The following is a 23,920-nucleotide window of genomic DNA, read 5'->3' on the forward strand; positions in this document are numbered from 1 at the left end:
GGTGCACTACCCGTGCCCGAGGTCGTAGTACTGCCAAGGCTCGTCGGTGGCAGCGGCGCCGGAGGTGACGGCGTCGCGATCGACGAGGACCTCGATGGTGCGGACGTTGCGGGAGAAGTACCCGGCGTCGTGCTGCTAGCGGATGCAGCCGATCCGCAGTCCGGCGATCTCGTCGCTGCACTGCCGGGAGAAGAACCAGGACAACGTGATTGCGCGGACCAGTTCGTGTGGGTAGAAGTGCCCGGACCGCGTCTCGGGGAGATCGATCTGCGACAGGTTCAGCCCTGCCCTGAGCAGTTTGGCCCAGATCCCGTCGGCGATTACCCGTGGGTTCAGGCCGAGCAGCGCGGTGATGCTGCGCAGAGTGGCCAGCGCCCGCCCAGGGTCGAAGCGACGCGGCAGCCATTCCCATTCCTGGCAGTCGGCGAAGAACCTCCGGATCGCTGCGAGATGGCCCTCCTTGGTCGAGGCCGTCAGCGGCTCGCCGATGCGATCTTCGATTCCGGCGGTGCGCTGCACGTAGTCGCCGACGTTCATCGTGCCCCGCGCCGCGACCCCTGCCGCACACATCTGCCGAGTCCATGCCGTCGGATCGGCGGCGGCGTCGGCGCTCGGCTGCGAGCCAGCGGTCGACCCACTGCTGCCAGACCTGCGCACCGCCAGTCGACCGAGCAGTACCACGACCGGTGGTCGCGGGCGGCGGGTCACAGAACCGACCCACAGCGCTCGAATAGCGTACCGAGATGGCCGACCCTTTCACAGTCTGGCAAGAAGTCACCGCGACCGATGCCACCACCTGAGAATGAACGGCCCGGCGGGGTCCTGTGACAGCCTGTCCAAACATGACTCGCTGCTTAGCTTTTCGACTAACGCCACAGCGCCATCCACCCCGTCACGGGACGAGCTTTTCCTCCCCCTCCGCGTTCTCCTCGCTCGGTCGACGGCCGCTGTCGAGTGAGAGCGTCGCGAAAAAGCCCAGGCAGAGAAATGCTGCAGCAGAGAATGCCGCGTAGCGGGTTCCATCGGAGAATGCAACCTTCGCGTCCTCCGCGATCTGCTCCGTTGCCGGGTCGGCGGCTAACCCTGCGATTGAGGCACCCGCGCTGTTCACCACGCTCGCGACGATACCCACACGTTGTGCCTCCGGCACACCTTGATCGCTGAGACTGCTGTCCAGCGCAGCGCCGGTGGAAGCGAACAGCACGGTTCCAAGAATGGCGATGCCAAGTGCCGATCCGATCTGACGCGAGGTGCTCTGTGTCCCGGAGCCCTGTCCGCTCTGTTCGACAGAGACATCCTTGAGTACCACTCCAGTGAGCTGGGCGGTTGCAAGGCCAACGCCGAGTCCGTAGATGAATAGCAGCGGTACGAGCACACCCCACCCGGTGTTGGGGCCGATTGCGAGGCCGATCCCGGCGACGCCGACGATCTCAGCAGCGAGGCCGACGCGCACGATCACGACAGGGGAGACCCGGTTGCCGAATGCTCCGGCGAAGCCGCTTGCCACGAAGGAGCCGCCAGCGAGGGCCACCAGGATCAGACCTGTGTTGAGGGCGGTGAAGCCCAGCACGTTCTGCAGCCAGAGTGGCAGGGAGAGGATGATGCCGAACTCTCCGAGCGAGACGATCATTGCCGCGAGGTTGCCGTTGCGGAAGGAGGGGATGGAGAACAGGTCGAAGGCGAGCATCGTGCTCCGCCCCATCCGCTCGCGGTGGCGCCCCCACACAACGAAGGCGACGCCGGCGATCACCGCGAGAGCGAAGAACATCGGGATCGGGGAGATATCGAGCGGCCATGTCCAGTCGCCGATCACTGGCCGCGTGTTGACGGCCCACCAGCCGTAGACGCGGCCCTCGATCAGGGCGAAAACGAGCGAGCCACTGGCCACGATCGAGAGCAGCGCGCCGACCAGGTCAATGCGTCGAGAGTCGGTGGAGTCCTTCGATTCGGTGACGGTGAGCAGAACACCGATGACGATGATGATGCCCAGCGGAATATTGATGCCGAATGCCCAGCGCCACGAATATGCGGTCGTCAGCCAGCCGCCGAGCAGTGGGCCGAGTGCGGCCATACCACCGATGGCCGAACCCCAGACCGCGAAGGCAATCGCCCGCTCGTGTCCGCGGAAGTTCGCGTTGATCAGAGACAGCGTCGTCGGCAACACCATCGCGCCGCCGACACCCTGTATCAGGCGCGAGGCGATAAGCAGTTCGCCTGTCGGGGCCAGCGCGGCCGCAACAGAGGCGAGTGCAAAAATCACTACGCCGATAAGCAGCATCTTGCGGCGACCGACGCGGTCGGCGAGCGTTCCGAAGACCAGTAGCAGGGCGGCGAAGACGAGCGTGTAGGACTCCTGCACCCACTGCACCTGGGTGGAGGAGATATCCAGATCGTCGATGATCGAGGGAATCGCGACGTTGACGATCGTAGAGTCGACGATGATCAGTGACACTGCGATGCTGATGAAAACGAGGCCAGCCCAGCGACGTCGTGAGGATTCCATTTTTACCCCGCTCAATAATTAGGCTCAATAATTAGTCAGTCGGCTGATGAAAGTTGAGACTAGTTCTACCATGGGCGCATGAGGAAAGCGGAGCTGCCGGACACTCCATCTGTCGTGAAATCTGTCGCACCGTCTCCGGCGGGTGCCGGGGACAGCGCCATCGAGAGCGTGCACCTACCCGAGAACTGGCCAACTGCCCGACTGCTCTCCACGGCGGCACGCGCCGTCGAACGACGCTGGGCAGATGCCCTGACGGAACTCGGCCTGACTCACGCAGGGCTCATCGTTCTGCACCTGATCGAGCTCGGCGTGAGCACGCAGGCCGAGCTTGCCCGGAACGCCCATGTCGAGGCGCAGACGATGTCGCGCACCGTCGACCGACTCGAGAGGGCGGGGCACATTACGCGCTCCCCCGATACAGTAGATCGGCGACGCCATGTGGTGCACGTAACGCCGGAGGGACACGCTTTGTGGCAACGTGCACGAGGGCTGGAGGCGGCGGTCTTCCCGGCCGTCGCTGACCCTGAAGCGCTGCGTACCGCGCTACTGCAGATCATCAAGCGGTAGGGCTCCCCCCGAAGAATAACCACGATTCACTCGAAGTGACACTATCAAATCATTTGGAGTGCAGCAGTTTTCCGCTAGGTGCGATGCAGCAAGTTTCGCGTCACAGGATCGATGCCAACACAATGTTCGTCCAAAGATCACGAACACGCGGCACAGAATCAGGTGTGGTTGGCGATCGTTGCGCTCGCCTCCGAACTGACAGCCTGGATGCAAATGCTAGCGCTGAACAGCAGCGATGCACGTCGACGGGAGCCGAAACGCCTGCGCCTGCGCGTATTTCGATTGCCGGGCGCATCGCCCGGCCCGCACGGCAAACATGTCTGCGCCTGTCTCGGCGGGCGCCGTGGTCGGGCTTAGTGGCCTCAGCGTTGGCCAGGCTCGACGCGTTACCGGCGCCGACCCGAATCATGGCGAATCCTATTGGCGCGAGCGGAAAGAACACGACTCCGGAAAGTAGAATCCGGCAGCATCCCGACTGCACACCGGCCGACCTGTCACATCCGGATACTGATTCGGACGGTGAAAACATCGTCGGCGAACCGATCAGGCCGGCAGTGGCCTCTCATGCAAGATTGAGGCTAACGGGCAGGTTTTTCTGCCGGCGAGAGTAGCGTGTTGAGGATTTCTCCAACAGGGGCGCGAAGAGTTGTTGCGGTGGCTGAAGTCAATGGTTCCAGTTCGATCGAGGAGCGAAGCAGGATATATTCGTCGTGCCGCGTTGTCCGCTCTCACGGACGGCAACGTATCGATCCCGGTGTTTCTTCAGTCGGTAACTCGCCCCTTTCAACGTCAAAACCTCTTGCGTGATGGACGATTCGGTCGATCATCGCGGCCGCGACCGCCTGATTGCCGAACACGTCACCCCACCGACCGAACGGCAGATTCGATGTCAGAATCAGCGAGGCATCCTCGTAGCGACTCGACACCAACTGGAAAACGCCCCCGAGCACTGCGTGCAGGGAGGGACCCCGTTCGCGGCGTCCTGTTCGAACGGGATGTAGCCGACCTGGTCGACGATGATCAAAACGTCAATGGCTTCATCGAGTGTTCGTGGCATCCCGTAGACGACTAGGGCAGCATCGCGGGTTCGCTCGTTGGCCGAACTGGGTTGTTGCCGAGCAACCGTTCACCGACCACGGTGCGCCGTGAGTTTCGCTCGTGGAGGTGAAGACCATGTATTCCGAGCCCACTGCACCACACTCCGACCCGTCGTTACCCCAGGTCAAAGCTTGTTCAAACACATTCACCCCCCAGGGAGCATTTGTGTCCACTTCCATGATTGGACGGATCGGGACACATCAAAAGGTGTATATCCGACCGAATATCCGATATCTTTCCCCCACGGCAGCCCCTACAGCGGCCGCGCCGCCCCACAGGCGGACTACTGCCTGGAAAGGCGCACGCCCTGAGACCGCCCTCGATCACCGACCACACCGCCCCCGACGCCTCCGGCGACTCACCACAACAGCAGCAGTCACCGCCGGCGTGCTCGCCCTTACCCTCGGCAGCGCAGTGGGTCCCGCCGCCACAGACACCGTCATCCACACGATTCCGGTCGACGCGGGTCCGCGGGGGGTGGCGATCAGCGGCAACCGCGCCTACGTCACCAACAACTCCAGCAATACGGTGTCGATCATCGACACCACCACTACCCCACCGGCGATTATCGACACCATCTCGGTCGGGCGGCCCGGCACGGGTCCGTGGGGAGTGGCGATAATCGGTACCCGCGCCTACGTCGCCAACACCGACGGCACGGTGTCAGTGATCGACAGCGCCGCCGTCCCACCCGCCGTCACCGCCACCATCCAGGTCGGCACGTATCCGGCCGGGGTGGCAACCAGCGGCGACTACGCCTACGTCACCAACTTCGGCAGTAGCACGATGTCCGTGATCGCGATCGAACAGGCGCCCGCCCTCGCCGGGACACCCACCGTCGCAGTGGTCGGTACGCCCTAGGAGTTACACCTTCGCCGTCACCGGAACACCAACCCCCGTGGTCACAGTCACCACCGGCACCCTCCCCACCGGGCTCACCCTCAGTGACTCCGGAGTCCTGTCCGGAACCCCCACCCAATCCGGGAACTTCCCCGTCACCATCACCGCAACCAACAGCGTTGGCACCACCACCCTCGATGTCACCGTCACCGCTGTTCCCGTGGTGGACCCGCCCGAGACGGGATCTCTCGGATCTTCGGGCTCGATTTTCGGGAGCAGACCTACCGCCTGACATGTCCCGTTCTGTTCGTGGCACATGCCGGCGCAGTCCCTTGTGAGGGGGATGCGCCGGCATTTCTCGGCTGTCTCCAGATTGGCTTTACTGGAAGCGCGAGGAGCAGCGTGAGGACTCGGTGGGACGTGTCATCTGAGCAGGCCAGCACATAAAAAGGCCCCCAGAATGCGGTAGCGATTAAGGAGACCATCACCAGAGAATGAGCACACCGTATCGGTCCCACCGTGCGCCGCACGTCAACGCCGGGTGTCGAGTTGCGGTGCGGCCGTCCGCGTCACAGTGTCCGACAGCTACGCGTTTCAATCCATGTTGCTTCCCGCATTGAGATCCACGAGCGTGCCGATCAGTGCTGGACGATGGAACGGCACGGCGCCTTCGTTCTCACGTCTCTCAGACGACTGCCCGTACCTCACAAACAAGCTGGAAATATCCAACCTCGAAATCAACACTGACACAGTTTAATTCCAGTCTCGCTGAAGTTCCTTCATGCACAACCATCGAAATAGTGCCCCGACCGACAATCCAAAGTTACTGAAACACAGCAATATTCACAAGATTCAAACATCGGCTTCCACTCACCCGCCGCGATACCCTCCACACCCCGAATCGACGAGCAGCAGCCTCTCCCCGCGCAACCGGCACTCGTCGCGCCCTCGACCCGCGCAGCGGCGGCACCCGCCAACTGTGCGCGCAACGGCATCCCGGAGCAGGTCATCCCCGCAAGTCAGGACACGTAAACAGCGCATCCCGGCAGATTCCGAGCCCCGAAGCCGGCTCCCCGCACCGCACCACGGAAAACACCACACTGCACCGCGGCCCGCACTAACACACCACGGCAATCGGCACCCCTCAGTCGGCTCCGAAAACCGCAGCGAGGTCCTCCTCATCTCCACAGAGATCGCCTGCTCGACCGTCAGCATGCCTGACGCGAGGCCAAGTACCACCAAGGCAGATGATCCGACGGTACTGGGCTACCGACAATCGAATTGATCACGCGCCCAGCACCCTTCACATCATGCAACTCGGAACAGAAGCTTGAGTTTCAGCTTCATAATCGTCGCCGCATCCAGCCCGAGTCCGTCCACGAGATAGCGGTCGAACGAACCGTAGGTGCTGTCCATTTCGTCGAACGCTGCCTGCAGATAGCTGGCATCGACGCCGAGAAGCTGACGGTAGACCTCCGCGTACTCCGGACCTTTCGCTGCAGCGATCCGAGCGATCTTTGCCTCGATAGCTGCCGCAGAGTACTCATTCGAGAGCAGATAGTCCGCCATGATGGTCTCCCGCGGGACACCGGCGATGCTCAACAGCAGGGCCGATCCCCATCCGGTGCGGTCCTTTCCGGCGGTGCAGTGAAATACCTGCGCGCCCGGGGTGTCGGCGAGTTCGGTCAACAACTGACCGAATCCGGCACGGGAGACGGGATCGCTGACGGTGGACCGGTATCCCGACTGGACGTACGCCTGTGCCTGGTCCTTCGTGGTGATTGCCGCGATGTCACCGCTCGGATCAGCGGCGAGGACCTGAATCTTCTCGTAGCGGACGCCACTGGGCAGGGTGTTCGGGTTCGCGGTGATCTCGGCCTCGGTGCGCAGATCGTATACCGCCGTCAAATGCAGCGATTCGAGGGTCGCCAGGTCTTCGGCATTCGGAGTAATCGCGTTTGCGCGGTAGAACACGCCCTGGCGTACGTGCAGGCCACCGCTGCCGACGTAGCCAGATCCTGTGCCTGCCACATCGCGGAAATTGTCTATCGATGCAAGTCGGGGTGCCACAACGGCGGACGGTGCACTCGAGCCGAAGTCCGACGACCCGAATGACGGTAGGGTTCTCAACTCGGCGGTAGCAGCAGTGATGCCGGCGAACAGGAATGAACCTGCCGCAGCGAGCGCGACGCACGTCCGGGCTTGGTGACGCAAGGCGAAGGGACGGTGTGGCATCGAGTGAAGGCTTTCCAGTAGTGGTAGATAGGTTTTCCTGTCATACGCAATAGTGCAGGAAACTGAGTGGCTGAAAAGGGCCATGCCCATTCACCGAGACGTAGAAAAGCCGAATATTCACCGGGTAACGATCCTGATTCCGACCTCATCCCGATCCCCCCACACCCACCGCGCCGTCGCGCCCGCTGCGAAGCCGGAGCAGCCTTGACCCATCGCCGTGGCCGACGCCAGAGGAAACAAGAAAAGTCCCCCGAGAGTCACGGAAATCGGTGCGGCACTTGTCCAGATGACTTGACGGAGAATCCCAGCCTGACCTCGGGTCGTCGAGACAACTCTGCCGGGGCGGCAGCAATCAACAGCTACCTGATACTCTGCGGAGCGCACGTCGAATTCGCTTACATACGTACATGTTCCAGCCCAAGCTCAGCCGTCACACCTGATTGCCTGACCATGCCAAGGAGATCCGATGACCGAAATCGCCGCGCTAGTCAACTCGCTGCTCGAGCGAGTGCAAATACTCGAAGATGAGATTGCGATCCAGAGACTCATCACCGCGTATGGTCCTGCTGTCGACGCCGGCGAGGCAGACAAGGTCGGTGCCATGTGGACCGAGGATGCCGTGTACGACATCGATATTCGTAACCTGAACGGTCGCGCCGAGATCATCGAGATGGTCCGCACCAAACCCCACCAGGACTACATCAACACCGGTTGCGGTCATCTCCTGGGCCCGCTCAACATCATCGTCGACGGGGACAATGCCACTGCGACGGGCCATTCTCAGTTGCTACGACGAAACGAAGGCGACGATTCGTTCCGCGTCTGGCGTGTCGCAGCGAACCGATTCGATCTCGTGAAGGTACTGGGCGAGTGGAAAATCAAGCAACGCACCACCCGGCTACTCGACGGAAGCTCGTCCGCTCGTGATTTGCTTGCCCGGGCCGACAACTGATCAAGATCTCTGGGCTGTAGCTACGCTCAGTCGGCAAAGATAATGATTTGTATTGGATCGTCCGAATATCCCGACCACGTCTCTCCCCAGTTTTACCGCGATTCACCCAACGCGGGCGATTTACACCGCGACATTGGATACGGTCGGACAAAGACGGCGTCACCACGAATACTGACATCGGCACCGCCATCGAAATATCGTCCATCCGGTGACGTCCGAGTTCTCTTCACAACACGGAGACCCACTATCCGAGTGAACTGCTCCCCTGCCGTTGGACTGAGAAATCCAGTTCCGAGGGACTGTTCATAGCTCCTCTAATGAGAGCTATCGGACTCCGCATGAGGCAGGGGGTCAGGGGTCGCCGATCCAAGTACTTCCAGCAACCGGGCCGGGAATTCCCATCAGCCGACCCAACAGCGGGAGCGGGCTATGAAACGCTTCACATCGTCGCACACGCGCAACGTTCCCTGTCCGCGTACAGCCCGATCTCACCGCCTTTCCGGCCCTGCCAGCATCGACTGACCGCGCCCGAGATGGCCGACCAATTCACGGTCTGGCAGGAAGTCACCGCGAGCGGTGTTTCCTCCTGAAACGTGAACAACCCCAACGGGATTACATCGCAGCTCACTCCAAACGACGACGCCGCCAGTTCTTTCAATCAACGTGACAGTGCCCGCAAGAGGTGCGCCGCCGCGCGCGGCGAAGTATATGAGCGTTCAAGGGTCGAGACCGTTCTGGGCGAGTGCCGCATGTGACTCGAAGGCTTCGTCGAGGATGGTGACCCAGTCGACAGCCCCCTCGTGCGCGCACCACTCATCGTCGGCGAAGCTCACAATAGCCAACGCGATAGCGGCGGTGAGTCGGACATTGCGGTCGTCGGGGGACGAGGCCTGCCGTTGAGACAGGCCTGCGGCGACCTCGTGCTGCCATCGTGCGGAGACCTCGTGATACCGACCACGCAACACCGGAGTCGCGGCCACGACACGATGCTGGCGAAGTCGGCGTTGTGGATCGTCGTGGGGATCTTCGCGCACATGGAAAGTGCGCATCACCTGGCGGATCGCCTCGAGATCCGGCTCATCTGCCGGCCGAGCCGTGAGCGCAGCGCAAAAGTCCGGGGTCGCGCTGTCTGCGTCGATGAAGAGGATCTCGTCCTTAGACCGGAAGTATCGGAAGAAGGTCGTCACCGACACCTGGGCGTCGGCAGCGATTTCCTCGACGGTGGTTGCGTCGTAGCCGTTTTCGGCGAACCGGCGTAGCGCGGCATCGACGAGGCGATTGCGCGTTGCAAGCTTCTTACTTTCTCGTAGGCCCATAGTGGCTCCAGACTACGGCTGACCGAGGGGCACCTCGGCGTGAGCCGACGCGGAGCTGACGGCGGCGTCCTCGGCACACCCGCCAAAAAATGGTAGTTGACTAACATATGTGAGTTGGCTTACCCTTTGGTGGCGGCGCGAAGACCCAGCACCAGAGATGACAGCGCTGGGGCCAACCCGAGGCGTGGTGCTCCATGTCGGACGGCTGACCGGCAGGGCAGGACTCGCCCGGCGCCAACCACTGATGGCGAGAAGGCGCCGAGCCCTCGCTAGGGGCGCGCTTGTAGGTGCCACCGGACGTGGATACCGGAGCTCGCTATTGAATTGATCAATTTCCAAGAAGGAGATAGCAATGAATTCGTCTCAACTGGCCAGTGATCCGCAGGTCCTCGATCCTCATCAAGGCAGAAATCTGCGCGTGACGCCGTTGAACGCCAACATCGGGGCGATTATCGAGGGGGTGAGTCTCAGCGACCTGAGCGATGATGAGTTTGCCGATCTTCATCAGGCCTTGCTCAAACACCATGTGGTCTTTCTCCGCAATCAGCACCTCTCCGAGGATGACCACGTCGCCTTGGCGAAACGGTGGGGCACTCCCATGGCAAACCCGGTGGCGCAGCTCATGGGCGACGAATCGGTGCTGCATTCTGTCGAGAACACCGCGACGAAGCGGCCAGCCGCAGATGGATTCCACACGGACCTAACCTACTGGCCGGAGCCGCCCAACCTGGCGATCCTCTGTGGTCTGGACATCCCGCCCGTCGGCGGTGACACCCTCTGGGCCAGCCTATACGCCGTCTACGACAACCTCTCTGACGAGATGAAGCGGATCTGCCAGAACCTGCGCGCTCTGCATAAGCCCTCCGAGCACTTCATAAAGTCGAGCGTGGAGGTGTACGGCCGGGAAGCAGAGCAGATTATCCGGGAGAAACTCAAGGGCTCCGTAATGCCGTTGGTCCGCACCCATGAGGAGACTGGGGGTCAGGCGCTGTTCCTGAGCTCTTTCATTGATCAGATCGTCGGCATGCACAAGCCGGAGAGCGACGTGCTTCTCGGATATCTGAGCAATCTCTTGGAAAACCCCAACTACCAAGTCCGCTGGCGTTGGCAAGCCGGTGACGTCGCGATTTGGGATGAGCGCTGCACAAATCATCGTGCGCTGTCGGATCACTTCCCGCAGTATCGGCTGATGCGCCGTTGTACGGTCGAGGGCGGGCGTCCCTTCTACCGCCCGGACGGCGCGGCGGAGCCCACCATTGAAGCAGCCTTCGCCTGACAACGGTTCACTCTTTAGGCGAACTGCGCACAATTTCTCAATTGCTGGTGCGAGGTCGGGTCGTGCAGATACGCACGGCCCGACCTCGCACCAAAGAAATCGTCCGAACTTGTAAACCACAGGTCACAGGCAGGCCCGAAAAGCTCGCCGTAGCACGGTGAGCGGCGGACATGATTGAAAGTTGTGAAGCAAACCGCCCAAGGTCACATGCGCATACGTGCTGGCCTCGCTCGGAAAACTCTCATCCTGGCTAGCTGTTGGTCCGCCGCGAATGAATCGATATCTGACAGTGACTGCGCTGCAACAGATTTAAGCCAAGAATGACATTGGCGACAAAGTCTTTATCGTCTGTGTTGCCAGACACCAGCCGGAAAGAATTGAATTCCAGATGAAACGAATGGAAACATCGATTGACGTCGATTATGTAGGCGCCCTCGCTACCCCAGTTCAACGCGAAGGTGAAGAACTGACCCGAAGGATTCTGGAAACAGACGCCTACCGCAACGCAATTCGACATGTCGAGATGCTCTACGCGGCGGACCCACAGGGCTCGACGCCGGCCGGAAAAGCGACGATCAGCAGGGCTGCCCATTCCCTCGCTACCGCAGTGACCCAATACGCTATTTGTGCAGACCCCGGCAATCCGAGGCTCATGTGGGGCGTAACCGCTCCACACGAGTTTCAAGGACTGAGTTCCCCGAGGTCCGGTTTCGGAATCGAGAACCCGGACAATGTTTACCGGCACGCAGCCATATCGGGCGCCTCGACCTACGAGATTCGCGGGAAGGTCAACTATCCGGGACCGACAGAGCAGCATTTCGAGATGCGCGACGCTATCCCCGGGACCACCGCCCTCACCGCAGAAGGCGGCACACAGCTCGCAGGCCTGCACAGCGATGACATCGTGGCCACGACAGACGGCTCCTTTGTCATCACACTGGACGCCCAGCCTGCCAACGGGCGGAGTAACCACATCCAGATCCCCGCAGAGCAGGATTCGTTCTTGATCGTCCGGGATCTCTTCAACGACTGGTCAACCGAGAATGTTGTCCGACTCGATCTGGTCAGGACTGCAGGTCCTGCGGCTCGCGAGTCGCAAAGCGTGGAACAGCTCACTACACGTTCGGTGGAGTTGCTGACGCAATTAGCGCCGTTCTGGCTCGACTACTTCAACCAGTACTTCTATACCGCGGCAGCGAACCATGTTCGTTCGGCCCGTCGTCGTCCCGCAGGTCGTGGACTGTCGACGGGGGGATGGTTTGACGTGAACGATGGAGAAGCGTTGATTGTCACCGTCGATCCACTGGGTGCTGCTTCCCTCGGCATTCAACTCTCCGACCCGTGGGGAGTGGCGTATGAGTACATCCACCGAACGAGTAGCCTGAATACTGTTCAGGCCGAATCTAATTCGGATGGAACGTACTCGTTTGTCATCTCGCGTGAAGATCCAGGAGCGTACAACTGGCTCGACCCCGAAGGTCATAATTCGGGGATGGTCGCCCTCCGTTGGCAGTCGCTGCCAGCGGAGGCTGCCATCGACTTGGCCATCCGGAGCGTCGAGGTTGTAAAACTTGAACAGCTTGTGGAGCGGATGCCTACAGGTACTTCCTTCCTCACAATGCAACAACGTGAACAACAGCAGTCCTCGAGAGCCAACGACTACGTACGTCGGTACACCGAATAGCGCAATTATCGGTTGCGGATCGAGCCGATTGGGTCGTACGTTGCGATCGACTTGTCGGATCGCAACGTACGGGCAAAACCCGCCTGGGGACTCGATTCGCCTCTCCATGATCGAGCGCTGACAATCTCGAAAGTAGTTCATGCCAACGGCACGTCGATCACCGCGGTACCGGCCGGGATGAATCGCCGCGGCTAATTGTCTTTCGATTCACACGCAGCACACAATCACGAATCGCTCTCTCCGCCAATTTGTTCGGCCAGTCTCCATGCTGGCATCAAGTCCGATAACTGCAGCAGGAACTTGGAACAGTCCCACGGACGATGGTGAGTTCGAACGCGGAAGCTGTGCCCTCAATCGGGTCCGCTGTCCGCCACATTCCGATGAACAAGACCACACGACATTCATCGTGATGCACATCACGCAATGTGAAATCTTCGCTGACGCTCCTATAGACGTCAAGTGATCAGAGCCTGGTAATCCGCTCGGAGCGCGCTGAATACCTCGCGGGCAAGGTGGAGCTTCTAGCACCGGAGGATCTCGGGCATCGACTTACCTTCTGACGTGCGACGTTTCGCGTAGCTACGCGCTTCGTCGTGGTATCGGAGTCGCACGACGACAGCAGTGTGCAACGCCTGGTTGGCACGTCTGTCGCCACCTCGGTGAAGCCGATGCCGGGTGGTTTTCCCTGAGGACGCGGAATCGGGGCCACCCCGCAGAGATGAGCCAAGGACGATTCGGATCGTAGGCGGTCGGGATTGTCTCCGACGGTGATCAGCAGCGCGGCTGCCGTGTCGGGTCCGAGGCCGGACACATCCGATGTTCTGGGGGCAATACGAGCGACCAGCGTGGCGAGATGCTTTTTGAGTTCAGCTGCCTCTCTTCGTAGTTCGCGGGTTCGGCTTGCCAAGGAACGTAGGGAGAGCTTGATCGCGTGGGCCGGTTCGCGCAGTGCCGTCAGGTCCGACTCGAACGCTGCACAGATGTCGAGGAGTTTCGTTGCGGAGTGGCCGCGAAGCTCGGTGCGCAGCGATTCGGGCTCGGTGACGATCATCGACCGCACCGCGTTCATCGAGGCGGTCGCGGCTTTGACCGCACCGGACCTGGCGATGCGGAGTGCCCGGATCGATTCGATGGGCCCGTCGCCGCGTTTGGGTTGGGCGAGTTGGTTGCCGGCGAGGACAGCGCGGGCGGCGGCTTCGGCATCGATCGGATCACTCTTACCGCTGTTGCGACGGAGCTTGCGGTTCAGTCGGGGCACCTCCACGACCGAGATGCCGCACCCGAGTAGATGACGGGTCAGGCCCGCTCCGTAGGAGGCGGCGCCTTCGACACCGAAACTGATCGGGTGTCCGTGCTCGAGCATCCAGACTTCGAGGTCGTGGTATCCGATTGCGGTGGCGTCGAATTGGCGGCTGTCGAGAATAACTCCGGTGTCGGTGACGAGTGCGGCGTGGTGGGTGTCAGCGTGGGTATCGACTCCGCAGTAGATCTTCGGTGTCGTCGACGTTCTATTCACGTGGGCCGCCTTCCGTTCGAGTGGCGCGTGCGAGGTTCGGACAGGCCAGTGACGGGCCGTCGGGGCGGCAGGCTCCTATGCGGTCACGGTTCTCGCGTGCTCCACATTCGGTTGTGGTGGCCCCGGCGATCGGGTCGACGGGTCCTGCGAAAGGCACATGTGGCCAGGAAAATTCCGGGTCAGGCCCTGCCGTCGGTGGGTTGATTTCATTATTACTGGAAAATTCTGAGCCCGACCGCCAAACGAAACGCTGTCGTCATGCTCCAGGAAACGATGGGGCTCTCACAGCGTCTCGCCTGCAAAATCGTCGGGCAACCGCGATCCACCCAACGCAAGAAAGTAGCGAGAAACACCCCGGACGATCCGGACGCGGATCTGCGGAAGTGGTTGCGAGACTGGGCCAAAGCCAACCAACGAAAAGGGTTCCGACGGGCGTGGGCGGATCTGCGGGCCGCCGGCTGGGTGATCAACAAGAAGAAGGTTCAGCGCCTCTGGCGCGAGGAAGGATTGCGGGTGAAGGTCCTCAAGATCCGTAAACGAGCCGGCGCCGGGGCCACTCCGATCACCGAGGCAAACGCGCCGAAAGTCGTGTGGGCGATCGACTTGCAGTTCGATTCGACGACGGACGGGAGGAAATTCAAGATCGCGTCGATGGTCGACGAACCTCCCCCAAGCACTTCGTGCAGGGCGGTACCCCCACCCGACAGTCCGTACTCAACATCGTCGAGAGATCCATCCCGGCAGAGGATCTCGTCGCGGCCTTGGAGAAGTCGTTCGCACTCTGGGACGGCCCGCCGCAGGTGTTGCGGTGCGACAATGGACCCGAGTTCATCTGAAGAGGCGTTGCGGACGTTTTGTGAGGACCGACTGGGAATCGGATACGTTCCACCTGGTCAGCCGTGGAAGAACGGCTACATCGAATCCTTCAACAATCGAGTCCGCGACGAATGCTTGAACATGAACGAATTCCACAGCCTCCTCGAAGCCCGGGCGGTCATCGAGGACTGAAGGAGGACTACAACAACCGGCACCGTCATTCATCGCTGGCGTACCCGCCCCGAATGAGTACGCTGCCAGCTGTATTCACACGCATTGACTCTCTGATAGCGAGTTGATCCGTGCACCCAATAGTGCACCAGTGTTATGAGAGCTGAGGGTACGGTTGGATGTCTGCCCAGAGCTTCTCATACTCGATCGGGCTGATGTTGCCGAGATAGCTGTGGCGCCGTTCGGCATTGTGAAAATTGTCGATGTGATCGGCCATGGCTGCAGTCAGTTCCAGCGTGGTCGACCACTTCTTCGTGTTCAGTAATTCCGTCTGCAACCGCCCCCAGAATGCCTCCATGACAGCATTATCGAAGCAATCACCGACCGTCCCGAAAGACTCGAGCAGTCCCCACCTTCGCAGATTCTCACCGAACCCCCACGACGTGAACTGGGGACCATGATCGGCATGCAAGATCGTTGCCTCCCAACGGATCCGTTCCTGCGCGGCCATGTTCACCGCATTGTTGACCAGTGCCGTATCTGCAGTCGTGGAAAAGGAACGACCCACGATCATCTTACTGAAACAGTCCAAAATCGCACAGCAGTAAACCTTTCCGTCACGAGCTTGGATTCCAGCCGGCGTCGCTGTGATGGACAAGTAAACTCAAATCATCTACACCAGAACGCTTTCGGAGATCGATAACATTGACGATAGCCGTATCGACGAGATGGGTGGTCATCTCCGATGCGACCTTCCAACCGACGATCTTGCGAGCAAAGACGTCGATGACGAACGCAGTGAAGGCCCACCCCGACATCGTGCGGCAATAGACATCCCACGCCAGTGAGGTGTCAAGCAGCGGCCTATTCCGGTGTCGATGTCACTGTAGGTTGCGACGCCCAGGCAACGCTGTCGTCCCATCGTTCGTTGTGTTGCAGGCACCACCAGAGCCGCCGGAGTAGTTTGTTGGCGAGATTACGCAATGCGGCATTGTGGTGATCGCCGGCAGCTCGCCGTTTGTCGTAATGCGCTCGTGCACCGGCCGATTTGGTGAGCATCGAGAACACCCACCAGTGGCAAGCATCGCCGAGGCGTTTGTTGCGGACTTTGCGCGCCTTGACATAGTGCGAGCGACCGGAGGTGCGGGTGATCGGCGCGGTCCCGGCGAATGCCCTTAACCCGGATGGGCTGGTGAATCGCTCTGCATCGTCACCGATTTCGGCTAGCACCCGCGCTGCCAGCAGGGGTCCCAGGCCGGGAGCCGATCGGAGGATCGGAGGATCGGCGCCGGCGTCCGTAAGCGCGGCCACCAGGTCATCGGTAAGGGAGGCACGCTTCTCGCCGGTCATGTTGCCGAGCGCATCACTGTCATCAGCGCAATAGTCGCTGCACGCCAGAGTGGTTGGTGGTGGTCTCGCATCTTTTTCGCAGTCCGCATGTCGGGGTTGACCATTCGGCCGATACACCCCTTTGCTAGAAGCCCTGAGGAAGTGCTTGGGTACGCCGGTCGCGTCATTTCAGGTGACGAATTGGCCGGTCATGTCGGGACGGAAGTGCTCATGTGAGCTAGTGCCAGCCGGGCCGAAAGTGCGGCGAGATCACGCTGAACGCCAGCAAGAATCGTTGCGCCGCACCCGGCGAGCGAGAGAACCTCATCGCCCGTCCACGCTATCAGATGGATTGGTGCGATTTCTCGGCCCGGATATTGACGTACATCGACGCCGGCGCCCAGCCGATGACATCAACTTCCGATGCGCCACAACGTAACTCGCCAACTTCTCGCAGGCCAATACCCTTATCACCCGACCCGATGTGCGCATTAGCTTGGGCGAAGAACGATACGCCGCCTTCGCGCTACGTCGCGACTTGACTGCGATGTCGAAGACGTTCCTTTCCTGGCCGAACGCCCGCCACAGGTAGTGCCGTCGTCCGCCGATCTTGATAAATACCTCGTCGAAATACCATGCGCCGCAAGACTGGAGAGCGCACAGCCGGCAGTCCACGGCATATTCGCCGCCTGAACTTGGTACACCATGTGCGGGCGTCTCGTACGAGACGACGATACCGCGCGCGAGAATGAACGCTTCGACGTCTCGCACGCTCGATCTGAACCTGTAGTACAGCTCCCGGAGTGCACGAGCATCTCCGCGGGACAGCGGTGCCATTCGTACAGCGACCTCGTCGTGTCCACGCGTTCCACGACTCATCCGATGGTCGTCGCTAACACTCGGCCAAGTTAAATCGACGAGGCCGTTCTGCATTGTGTCCTGCTCGCCTGCGTTCACGTCTACGGTCCGTGTTCGTCGGTAACGAACTGATGCCGTGTTTCTCGAAGCTCACCCACTGCCGTCGACCGAAGAATTCATCGCCACAGTGCTCGGCGGAGACCGCACCTGTCTGATTTTCGATGATGGAAGCAGCATGAACGTCATCATCCGCCCTGACCCGCGACGGACTCACAGGCCTTCGTTGTCGTCGGCGGCGCGCCAGGTATGGGCACGGCCGGCCGACACAGCACACAATAGGCGTGACTGAGATCACAGCAATTGTGGTGCGTTGCGACACGTCACCCTCCCCTGCGGCCGACGGCCCATCAATGCCTGCACCTATGCCGCCACGTTCCTTAGTGCCGTTGAACTGGGAATATTCGCCCCAGAGTCCACATCCATCGAGGAGATCTGCAGTGCCATGGCCGTAGTTTGCGGCATCGCCTGCTGCAGTCAGTGAACCCTCGATGCAGCCATTTCGAGCAGCGGCAATCCGGAACGACTCCAGGAAACGGTGAATTTCGTGGCAACATCAACCACACGCGACACACCGAGTGGGCGCGCCTACCCGTATCAGTTACAGATTGGTTCTAGTCTTTCCTCATGGCACAGCACAACAAGGGACCTCGCGGACACATCGCGACTCGTGCTCCCCTCAAGCAACACAAGGTGTACGAGGATCGGGCCGCCGAACTCGGAATCCCTGCTGGGGATTATTCCGTGCTCATCTTGGCCATCACCCACGGACTGGACATACCGGATTACATCAGCGACAAGCTGCATCCGGACCAGCTTCGATTGCTCGAAATCGAAGCTGTGGGCTCATTGCGGCGCATCGAGCAGCTCGCAGTCGGCGCATGAACTACCCCTAGACAGCGAACAACCCCCAGGGCTTGGCGGCATCGGGGGCTGTCCGTTTATGCAGTTGCGGGAACTTCCCAGTTCCCCGACCCCCACTAACCCAGTTAAGGAAGAGGCGGTGCTTACTCGATGATATCCCAGAAACGCAATTCCGCCATACCTACTGGCGCGTTCACGGTGTCATTTTCAGCACATCCACATCACAATTCGGTTGGTATGACGCCCACGTCACACTTTGGCGTCCCACAAATCCTCGAATCCGATCAGGTCAGCAACGTGCCCATGAGGGCACCCTCCCGCGGCCGTTGGATTCCGACACACGTCCCTACGCACAGCGAATCCACACGCAATCTGTGGATTCGCAGGAGTTGGGGCCGCCTGTAGCCAAGTAATCGACGAACGAACTCGACACCTAACTACACAGCGCAGACCTCTTGAAACACAAAAGCCCCCAAAGGGGGTGATTGGGAGCGGACCGCATCGCGGCGAATAAGGACTGGCAGGTCCTTGATGTCGACTAAGAACTGGCAGGTTCTCCGTCATCTGTTCTCGAAACGTTCTCGAGAGGTGAGCTCCGAAAGTTGACGCTTTCTCGGCTCGAACTGCATCCCCTGGAAGGGACTACCTATGGCAGGTATGTCTCAGGGTAACTCATACCCTGAATACGGATCAACACATTCCATATCACCCACCTTCGGCGTGTCGCACACCAACACCCACACCGCCGTCCCCCAATCGGCCGAGGTCGACGAATGGCACGCAACCGTCGATGCTGTCCTCGTTCGTGTCGCACTCATCGACTCCGCGACACGACGACTCAATGAGTCCTCTGACCAGCGCGGACGATCCTGGGCATTGCCCGTGGAACCAGCCGAACAAGCGCGGATTCCTGTCTGGACGTCGCGCCGTGAATGGCTCCGTCAGTTCCGCCACCACATCGATACCCCCGCAGGCAAGACCCTGTGCGCACGCCGCCTCATCAAGCCCGACAAGGCCTACGCCGTCGCAGAAGCGCACGCACATTTCGCGGAATCCCACACCGGTCGCGGAGTGACCGCGGCAAAATCGACGATCGCCGCACGTGCCAAGGTCAGTGAATCAGCGGTCAATCGAGCCCGACGCGTCCTCATCGATCTCGAGATGGGTATCGAACACGTTCGGGGACGGAACCTCAAAACTCTCGAATTTCTCGCTGCAGAGGCTCACCACGGGGGCCAACAGCACCGTGCAGCATCATCGTGGTCGCTATCCTCACCACGATGCATCGTGGAAGCGACACCGCTTGCCAAGTCGCCGAAGAAGCGCCCATCCCGCTCCGCCGAACGAACTGCCCGATACCGAACCCGGAAAGCCATGCGCACCGGCTCCGTCCTCCTCGATCAGCCAAACCAAGGCCCACCAGCACCGACAGTTGCTGACACCCTATCTAGTGTTGGTTTTTTATCTTGTGAAGTTCTTCCGTTAGGAAGAACTCACCAACGCGCACGCGCGTGGACACCCCCATCGCCACGAAAAAAACACACCGACTCAGCCAAGAGCCCCCGTCCTCTGGGACTCCAACGGGCAGCTGCAGAACTCATCAATGACGCCCCGGCTCTCTCACCACCTGGCCACATCGGCGCAGTCTGCGACATCCTCCAGAACGCAGGAATCGACCCCACGCGCTGGACAGGGCGTGACATCGCCCGCACGCTTTCACGAGACACCGCTCAACGGGGGTGGATCTGGCCAACAGCGGCCAACCTCTCCTCGCCGCTGGCGTACCTCAAACGCAGACTCGATTCAATCGACTGGACTGGAAAATCACCCAGTGAACAGCGCAAAGCCGCAGATCTAGCCAGAAGGAAGGAACAGAAACAACTCGAATCGACACACGAAGAGCGCGCCAAAGGTGCCGCAAATCCCGAACATCGTGCAAAAGCCCTGGCCACCATCCGAGCACATCTGACCGAGAAGTTGCGGCATCAACGATGCTGAGAACCTTCGATTGCGCTTCGCCACCCGACCTGAGGAGACGCCTGTTCGGCGAGCCGCTTTCAGTGTTGTGGGCCGCCCGATCAGGTGAGCTCGAACGCTCACAGATTGAAGCAATTCTCACTGTGAGCTGCGGAAATGCATCCACGGTTGAAGTGATTCACAAACGAGGAAGTCGGTGTATGCGCTATCTCGGTCCATTCCGAGCAGTTGACCCAGCTCCTAAGCCGCCGAGACGGGGAATGACGAACGGAACTGTCTGATGTCGATCTGCGTAGGGCACCGAGCATCTGCGCCCTCAGAAGCGCGCTGACGAGCTGTTACGCACCCAAGGTGGTTTTCCCATATGGACTGACACAACTCACTCATTCGCCCTAGCCGGCAATGTGCCGTTCTTGCTTGATATGCCTGGTCAGAGCGGTATGTGCTTACTCTTTGTCATCGAACTCAACCGGCAGAGAGTGCTTTTGCGTGGAATTTTCCGGCTGCTCTCAATGCTTGCACCACCTGCATTGGGTGCATGCACCGCGCAGCAGACGTGTATCGCGTGCAATGCACGCATGGCATGCATCGCGAGCGTTGCATGGACACATACTTTCGCCGCTTTCCTCGCACCGTGCGGGGTCGCTGATTCGCTGGATTCCCCCAGAGCGTCGGTTATTCCGCCCATATATCTGTGCTGACGTGGATGATGAAGCCACATTCACTCCCTCACCAAGGGTGGATGTGGCGCTACGACGCCGTAAATTTGCTCGTTCGATGGTCCGTCCCCGGCCTGCAGATGCGCGAAAGTGCCCCGGATTCACTCGAATTTGGATGGAAGGCGGCGACTTTAACCACCTACTCCCTAACGCTCATTACGTCACTGTGACGTAATGAATAGGCTTAGTAGCGGCTCATTTTCCATGGCCATACGTCTGTATTGCGATATTTTTGCCTGCGATAGATCCCAACCCGCCCTCTGCCCGGAAGAGTATTGGAGTTCCGCCCCTCGATCACCGCATCGATCTCACGTCATCTGGGGTTGCGGTCTCGAGTTTTCAGCGAAGATCCGCCCAATTTCGTCCGGTTTCGTTGCTAAAGCTGACACTCCCCCTTCGCTGTGCTGCCGAGAAATTGAAGATTCTGCAGATGCACTGCAATCTACGAAACCCAGTTCGCCCCTTTCCTTAAGGGCGCGCTCTCCATCGGCGGGCCGAGTCGGGGCAGACCACAGTTCATTTCCTCGAAGAATCACCGCACTGCCGCGGCGGTAGCCATCGGATAATTCAGAATCAGGAGATGCAAACACAAACTCGATCGGCCGGAGGGATCATTCCTGACGTGAGAATCGAGTGTGTTTAGTGCTGGCGATCGTACCTTCGTGGTCTGCTGGAGCTCAATTTTCGTTTCTTTGCAATTCGATGTCCGACTGAATCAGCCGCTTCGGCGGGTTCGAGGCGGCGAAGCGGATCGACTCAGTGGTAGATATTGCAACCTCGGCCCATAAGAAATCGTTGCGTGACGACAGAACTTCCGGTAACGGTAGCTCCCGATAGGCGCTCTTTCCGTGCCTCAGTGAACGAGCATCTTGAAAATCTGGAGGATCTCGATCGGATCGTTTTGAATGAACTACTGCTCCGTATGCCAATGAGCTTGTTGGCTTCTCGACTGGGAAGGTGCTTCTACCTGCAGTTATATCGAGTGCATGCAGTGCATGTAGTGCGTGGTGTGCACGCACTGCGATTATTGCATGCTTTGCGTGCGCGATGTTCAGACGTGCTCCGCATGCATTGCATGCACTACATGCGGAGCGTGCGAGGCACGCAGCGCGCAGCGCGTAGCGCGTAGCGCATTGCATGCATGCGGAGCACTCACTGCATGTCGAGCATGCAATGCATGCAATGCATGCAATGCGTGGCACGTGATGCATGCACTGAACGCATGTATAGCTATGCGAGCGTGTCATGCGTCGCGTGCTGGCCATGCATTGATTGCTTGACATGCTATGAACGCATTGCGTGCGCGTATTGCACAGAATGCGCGTAACGCATGGAGTGCAAAGAGAGCACACCACGCAAGCCGTGCATGGTGTGCAATGAATGCTGTGCTTGCAATCTGTGCAAGGCATGCGCCGCATGCGAGAGGTGCGCTGCGTGCGCACTGTGCACGACACGCAATGAATGCACTGCACGAACGGCGTGCATTACATGCGTGTTATGCTACGCGCGCACGTAATGCACAGTGTGCGTGCATAGCTCGCAGTGCTTGTCCCGCACCAAATGCACGCACGACACGCAATGCGGGCAGTGCATGTAGCGCATGACAAGCACGCTATGCATGTCTAGCGTGCAACGCATGTCTTGCACGTAGAGCACCTGCCGCATGCAATGCGAGCAATGCGGATTGTGCACGTACTGCATGCAATGCAAGCAATGCGGATTGTGCACGTACTGCATGCAATGCAAGCGATGCAGATTGTGCACGTACTGCATGCCGTGCGTGTTTCGCGCGCAACGCACGCCACGCAAGTTTGAACACACTCGACGAAAGGTCCGCAATGCAGCCACGCAAAATCGCACTGGGCAACCAGAAGGGTGGCGTCGGCAAAACAGCGTCCACACTCGGACTTGCCAGTGCCATCACCGCGGTCGGCGGGAAAGTCCTTGTTGTCGACATGGACCAGCAGGGCAACACCACCAGCGGACTCGGCGTGGAACTTGAAGACGGAATGCTGACGGCCTACCACCTGATGAACCAGACCAGGGAAGGCATTGCGGCTGAAGCGATCATCGCGACCCCCTGGGACGGCGTCGATCTAATTCCCGCCGATGAAGAACTCGGTAAAATCGAATCGGACGGGTCCAACGATCTCGTATTCCGCCTTGACGTCGCATTCGAGGGCCTGGACCTTTCGCCCTACGACGCAGTACTTTTCGACTGCCCACCCAACATGGGCAAGGTCCTTTTCGCGGTCCTTATTGCGGCAGACGGCGTCGTAGCCATTACAGAGCCGACCATCGACAGCGTCCGAGGAGTCCAGAAGCTCGAGCAGACCATCGATACCGTTCGTAAACGTGCCAACCCCAAACTTGCCTTTGACAAGATTGTGATCAGTCGCCGGCGTGTGACGGGTGAGCACGAGTTCCGCGAGAACGAACTCCGCGAAACATACGGCGACCTCGTGGCCAAGACGGTCATTCCGGAACTTGCAGCTCGCCAGGACGCGCATTCCAACCACACACCTATCCACCAGTTCAAGGGCGGAAAAGCGCTGACACTCAGGGTCGCTTACACGGATCTCCTCGCTGAACTGCCCGTCGTGATCGGAGCCACGGCATGAGCGTCAAACGCGAACCTGCGATCCGCAAAACTCACCCTGCCGAACTCATCCCGGAACGACCCCCGAGAGGGGAGTCGGTGCCCGTCGTCGCGGCGCCTGCGGCCCCGGTGCCTGCCGATCCCAGTGGACGCAAGGACGAGGAGGAGAAGCTGTCGATGACGCACAACACCCGCATCAAGCCCTCCACCAAGGATCGCCTCCGACGTGGTGTCGACAAGTTGCGATACGAGACCGGTGATCGTGAGATCAGTGAAGCATCTATGACGGAAGCTGCGCTGGACGAGTATCTGAAAGCCAGGGGACTGTAGCTAGCTGCATGCCATGCATGCATTGCGTGCGTGCATTGCATGCACTGTGGGGTGGTTGATGTCGTGCCGATCGAGCAGTGAACGAAGCAGAGACTGAAGTTGCGCGCCTCGTTTCGTGCGAGGCACGAGATATCGCCTCCCGTTACATCCGGGGACCGATTGCATTGCGTCGTGCGAGAGCAGTACGCAATCTTGCAACCTGACCTTCTGCTT

The 23,920-nt window shown here is 60.0% G+C and carries 18 protein-coding genes and 7 pseudogenes; 15 read left to right on the forward strand and 10 right to left on the reverse strand.

Annotated elements, in window-relative coordinates; genetic code table 11:
- Positions 1 to 135: 135 nt before the first annotated feature.
- Positions 136 to 537, reverse strand: a complete 402-nt coding sequence (locus QM600_RS10215; protein ID WP_283261350.1) for a hypothetical protein — start codon at positions 535 to 537, stop codon at positions 136 to 138.
- A gap of 355 nt (positions 538 to 892) precedes the next feature.
- Positions 893 to 2,503, reverse strand: a complete 1,611-nt coding sequence (locus tag QM600_RS10220) for a DHA2 family efflux MFS transporter permease subunit (protein ID WP_283261351.1) — start codon at positions 2,501 to 2,503, stop codon at positions 893 to 895.
- Between the two features lie 78 nt (positions 2,504 to 2,581).
- Here QM600_RS10220 and QM600_RS10225 point away from each other — a divergent pair, with 78 nt between their 5' ends.
- Positions 2,582 to 3,070 carry a MarR family winged helix-turn-helix transcriptional regulator gene (locus QM600_RS10225; RefSeq protein WP_283261352.1) on the forward strand — a complete coding sequence of 163 codons (489 nt, stop codon included), beginning with the start codon at positions 2,582 to 2,584 and terminating at the stop codon, positions 3,068 to 3,070.
- 150 nt (positions 3,071 to 3,220) lie between these two features.
- Positions 3,221 to 3,471: pseudogene (locus QM600_RS10230) on the forward strand (transposase); the annotation flags it as partial.
- Positions 3,472 to 3,734: 263 nt separating this feature from the next.
- Here the strand turns inward: QM600_RS10230 and QM600_RS10235 are convergent.
- Positions 3,735 to 4,094 (reverse strand): annotated as a pseudogene (locus QM600_RS10235) (ATP-binding protein); the annotation flags it as partial.
- A gap of 461 nt (positions 4,095 to 4,555) precedes the next feature.
- Between QM600_RS10235 and QM600_RS10240 the strand changes: the two are divergent.
- Complete coding sequence (locus QM600_RS10240) at positions 4,556 to 5,029, forward strand: YncE family protein (protein WP_283261353.1); 474 nt, start codon at positions 4,556 to 4,558, stop codon at positions 5,027 to 5,029.
- A gap of 10 nt (positions 5,030 to 5,039) precedes the next feature.
- Positions 5,040 to 5,300 (forward strand): annotated as a pseudogene (locus QM600_RS10245) (putative Ig domain-containing protein); the annotation flags it as partial.
- A 1,016-nt stretch (positions 5,301 to 6,316) separates the two neighbouring features.
- Here QM600_RS10245 and QM600_RS10250 read toward each other — a convergent pair.
- A complete protein-coding gene (locus tag QM600_RS10250) occupies positions 6,317 to 7,243 on the reverse strand; it encodes a tyrosine-protein phosphatase (protein ID WP_283261355.1) in 927 nt (308 codons plus the stop codon).
- Between the two features lie 466 nt (positions 7,244 to 7,709).
- Between QM600_RS10250 and QM600_RS10255 the strand changes: the two genes are divergently transcribed.
- Together QM600_RS10255 and QM600_RS10260 are read left to right on the forward strand one after the other, a co-directional pair.
- Positions 7,710 to 8,195, forward strand: a complete 486-nt coding sequence (locus QM600_RS10255) for a nuclear transport factor 2 family protein (RefSeq protein WP_283261356.1) — start codon at positions 7,710 to 7,712, stop codon at positions 8,193 to 8,195.
- Between the two features lie 350 nt (positions 8,196 to 8,545).
- A pseudogene (locus tag QM600_RS10260) lies at positions 8,546 to 8,785 on the forward strand (IS6 family transposase); the annotation flags it as partial.
- 126 nt (positions 8,786 to 8,911) lie between these two features.
- Here the strand turns inward: QM600_RS10260 and QM600_RS10265 are convergent.
- Positions 8,912 to 9,511, reverse strand: a complete 600-nt coding sequence (locus tag QM600_RS10265; RefSeq protein ID WP_283261357.1) for a TetR family transcriptional regulator — start codon at positions 9,509 to 9,511, stop codon at positions 8,912 to 8,914.
- A gap of 352 nt (positions 9,512 to 9,863) precedes the next feature.
- Here QM600_RS10265 and QM600_RS10270 point away from each other — a divergent pair, with 352 nt between their 5' ends.
- Together QM600_RS10270 and QM600_RS10275 are read left to right on the forward strand one after the other, a co-directional pair.
- Positions 9,864 to 10,787 (forward strand): TauD/TfdA dioxygenase family protein, encoded by a 924-nt coding sequence (locus QM600_RS10270; RefSeq protein ID WP_283261358.1) that lies wholly within the window; start codon positions 9,864 to 9,866, stop codon positions 10,785 to 10,787.
- Positions 10,788 to 11,184: 397 nt separating this feature from the next.
- Positions 11,185 to 12,471 (forward strand): DUF1214 domain-containing protein, encoded by a 1,287-nt coding sequence (locus QM600_RS10275; protein ID WP_283261359.1) that lies wholly within the window; start codon positions 11,185 to 11,187, stop codon positions 12,469 to 12,471.
- A 463-nt stretch (positions 12,472 to 12,934) separates the two neighbouring features.
- Here the strand turns inward: QM600_RS10275 and QM600_RS10285 are convergent, their stop codons facing one another.
- Positions 12,935 to 13,987 carry an IS110 family transposase gene (locus tag QM600_RS10285; RefSeq protein ID WP_349307249.1) on the reverse strand — a complete coding sequence of 351 codons (1,053 nt, stop codon included), beginning with the start codon at positions 13,985 to 13,987 and terminating at the stop codon, positions 12,935 to 12,937.
- Between the two features lie 273 nt (positions 13,988 to 14,260).
- Between QM600_RS10285 and QM600_RS29835 the strand changes: the two are divergent.
- From QM600_RS29835 to QM600_RS29840, 3 genes and pseudogenes are all read left to right on the forward strand, one after another.
- A pseudogene (locus QM600_RS29835) lies at positions 14,261 to 14,497 on the forward strand (IS3 family transposase); the annotation flags it as partial.
- Between the two features lie 80 nt (positions 14,498 to 14,577).
- A complete protein-coding gene (locus QM600_RS10290) occupies positions 14,578 to 14,823 on the forward strand; it encodes a hypothetical protein (RefSeq protein ID WP_283261360.1) in 246 nt (81 codons plus the stop codon).
- 52 nt (positions 14,824 to 14,875) lie between these two features.
- A pseudogene (locus QM600_RS29840) lies at positions 14,876 to 14,995 on the forward strand (integrase core domain-containing protein); the annotation flags it as partial.
- A gap of 133 nt (positions 14,996 to 15,128) precedes the next feature.
- Here QM600_RS29840 and QM600_RS10300 read toward each other — a convergent pair.
- The 4 genes and pseudogenes from QM600_RS10300 to QM600_RS10315 form a co-directional block, all read right to left on the reverse strand.
- Entirely contained in the window at positions 15,129 to 15,542 is a 414-nt protein-coding gene (locus QM600_RS10300; protein ID WP_502942929.1) for a transposase, read from the reverse strand.
- 67 nt (positions 15,543 to 15,609) lie between these two features.
- Positions 15,610 to 15,804, reverse strand: a pseudogene (locus tag QM600_RS29635) (DDE-type integrase/transposase/recombinase); the annotation flags it as partial.
- 34 nt (positions 15,805 to 15,838) lie between these two features.
- A complete protein-coding gene (locus tag QM600_RS10310) occupies positions 15,839 to 16,324 on the reverse strand; it encodes a transposase (RefSeq protein ID WP_349307251.1) in 486 nt (161 codons plus the stop codon).
- A gap of 303 nt (positions 16,325 to 16,627) precedes the next feature.
- Positions 16,628 to 17,236, reverse strand: coding sequence for a DDE-type integrase/transposase/recombinase (locus tag QM600_RS10315; protein ID WP_349307255.1), 609 nt, complete (start codon positions 17,234 to 17,236; stop codon positions 16,628 to 16,630).
- 609 nt (positions 17,237 to 17,845) lie between these two features.
- Here QM600_RS10315 and QM600_RS10320 point away from each other — a divergent pair.
- The 4 genes from QM600_RS10320 to QM600_RS10335 all read left to right on the forward strand — a co-directional run bounded on the left by QM600_RS10320 (position 17,846) and on the right by QM600_RS10335 (position 23,707).
- Positions 17,846 to 18,103: a hypothetical protein gene (locus QM600_RS10320; RefSeq protein WP_283261363.1), complete on the forward strand. Its 258-nt coding sequence runs from the start codon at positions 17,846 to 17,848 to the stop codon at positions 18,101 to 18,103.
- A gap of 699 nt (positions 18,104 to 18,802) precedes the next feature.
- Positions 18,803 to 20,080 (forward strand): Rep protein, encoded by a 1,278-nt coding sequence (locus QM600_RS10325; protein WP_283261364.1) that lies wholly within the window; start codon positions 18,803 to 18,805, stop codon positions 20,078 to 20,080.
- Positions 20,081 to 22,616: 2,536 nt separating this feature from the next.
- A complete protein-coding gene (locus tag QM600_RS10330; RefSeq protein ID WP_283261365.1) occupies positions 22,617 to 23,399 on the forward strand; it encodes a ParA family protein in 783 nt (260 codons plus the stop codon).
- Positions 23,396 to 23,707, forward strand: coding sequence for a hypothetical protein (locus QM600_RS10335; protein WP_283261366.1), 312 nt, complete (start codon positions 23,396 to 23,398; stop codon positions 23,705 to 23,707). The genes QM600_RS10330 and QM600_RS10335 overlap by 4 nt, the downstream gene beginning before the upstream one ends.
- Positions 23,708 to 23,920 lie beyond the last annotated feature (213 nt).

Origin of the sequence: Rhodococcus sp. IEGM 1379 (assembly GCF_030056815.1) — a bacterium.
Classification (GTDB): Bacteria; Actinomycetota; Actinomycetes; order Mycobacteriales; family Mycobacteriaceae; genus Rhodococcus_F.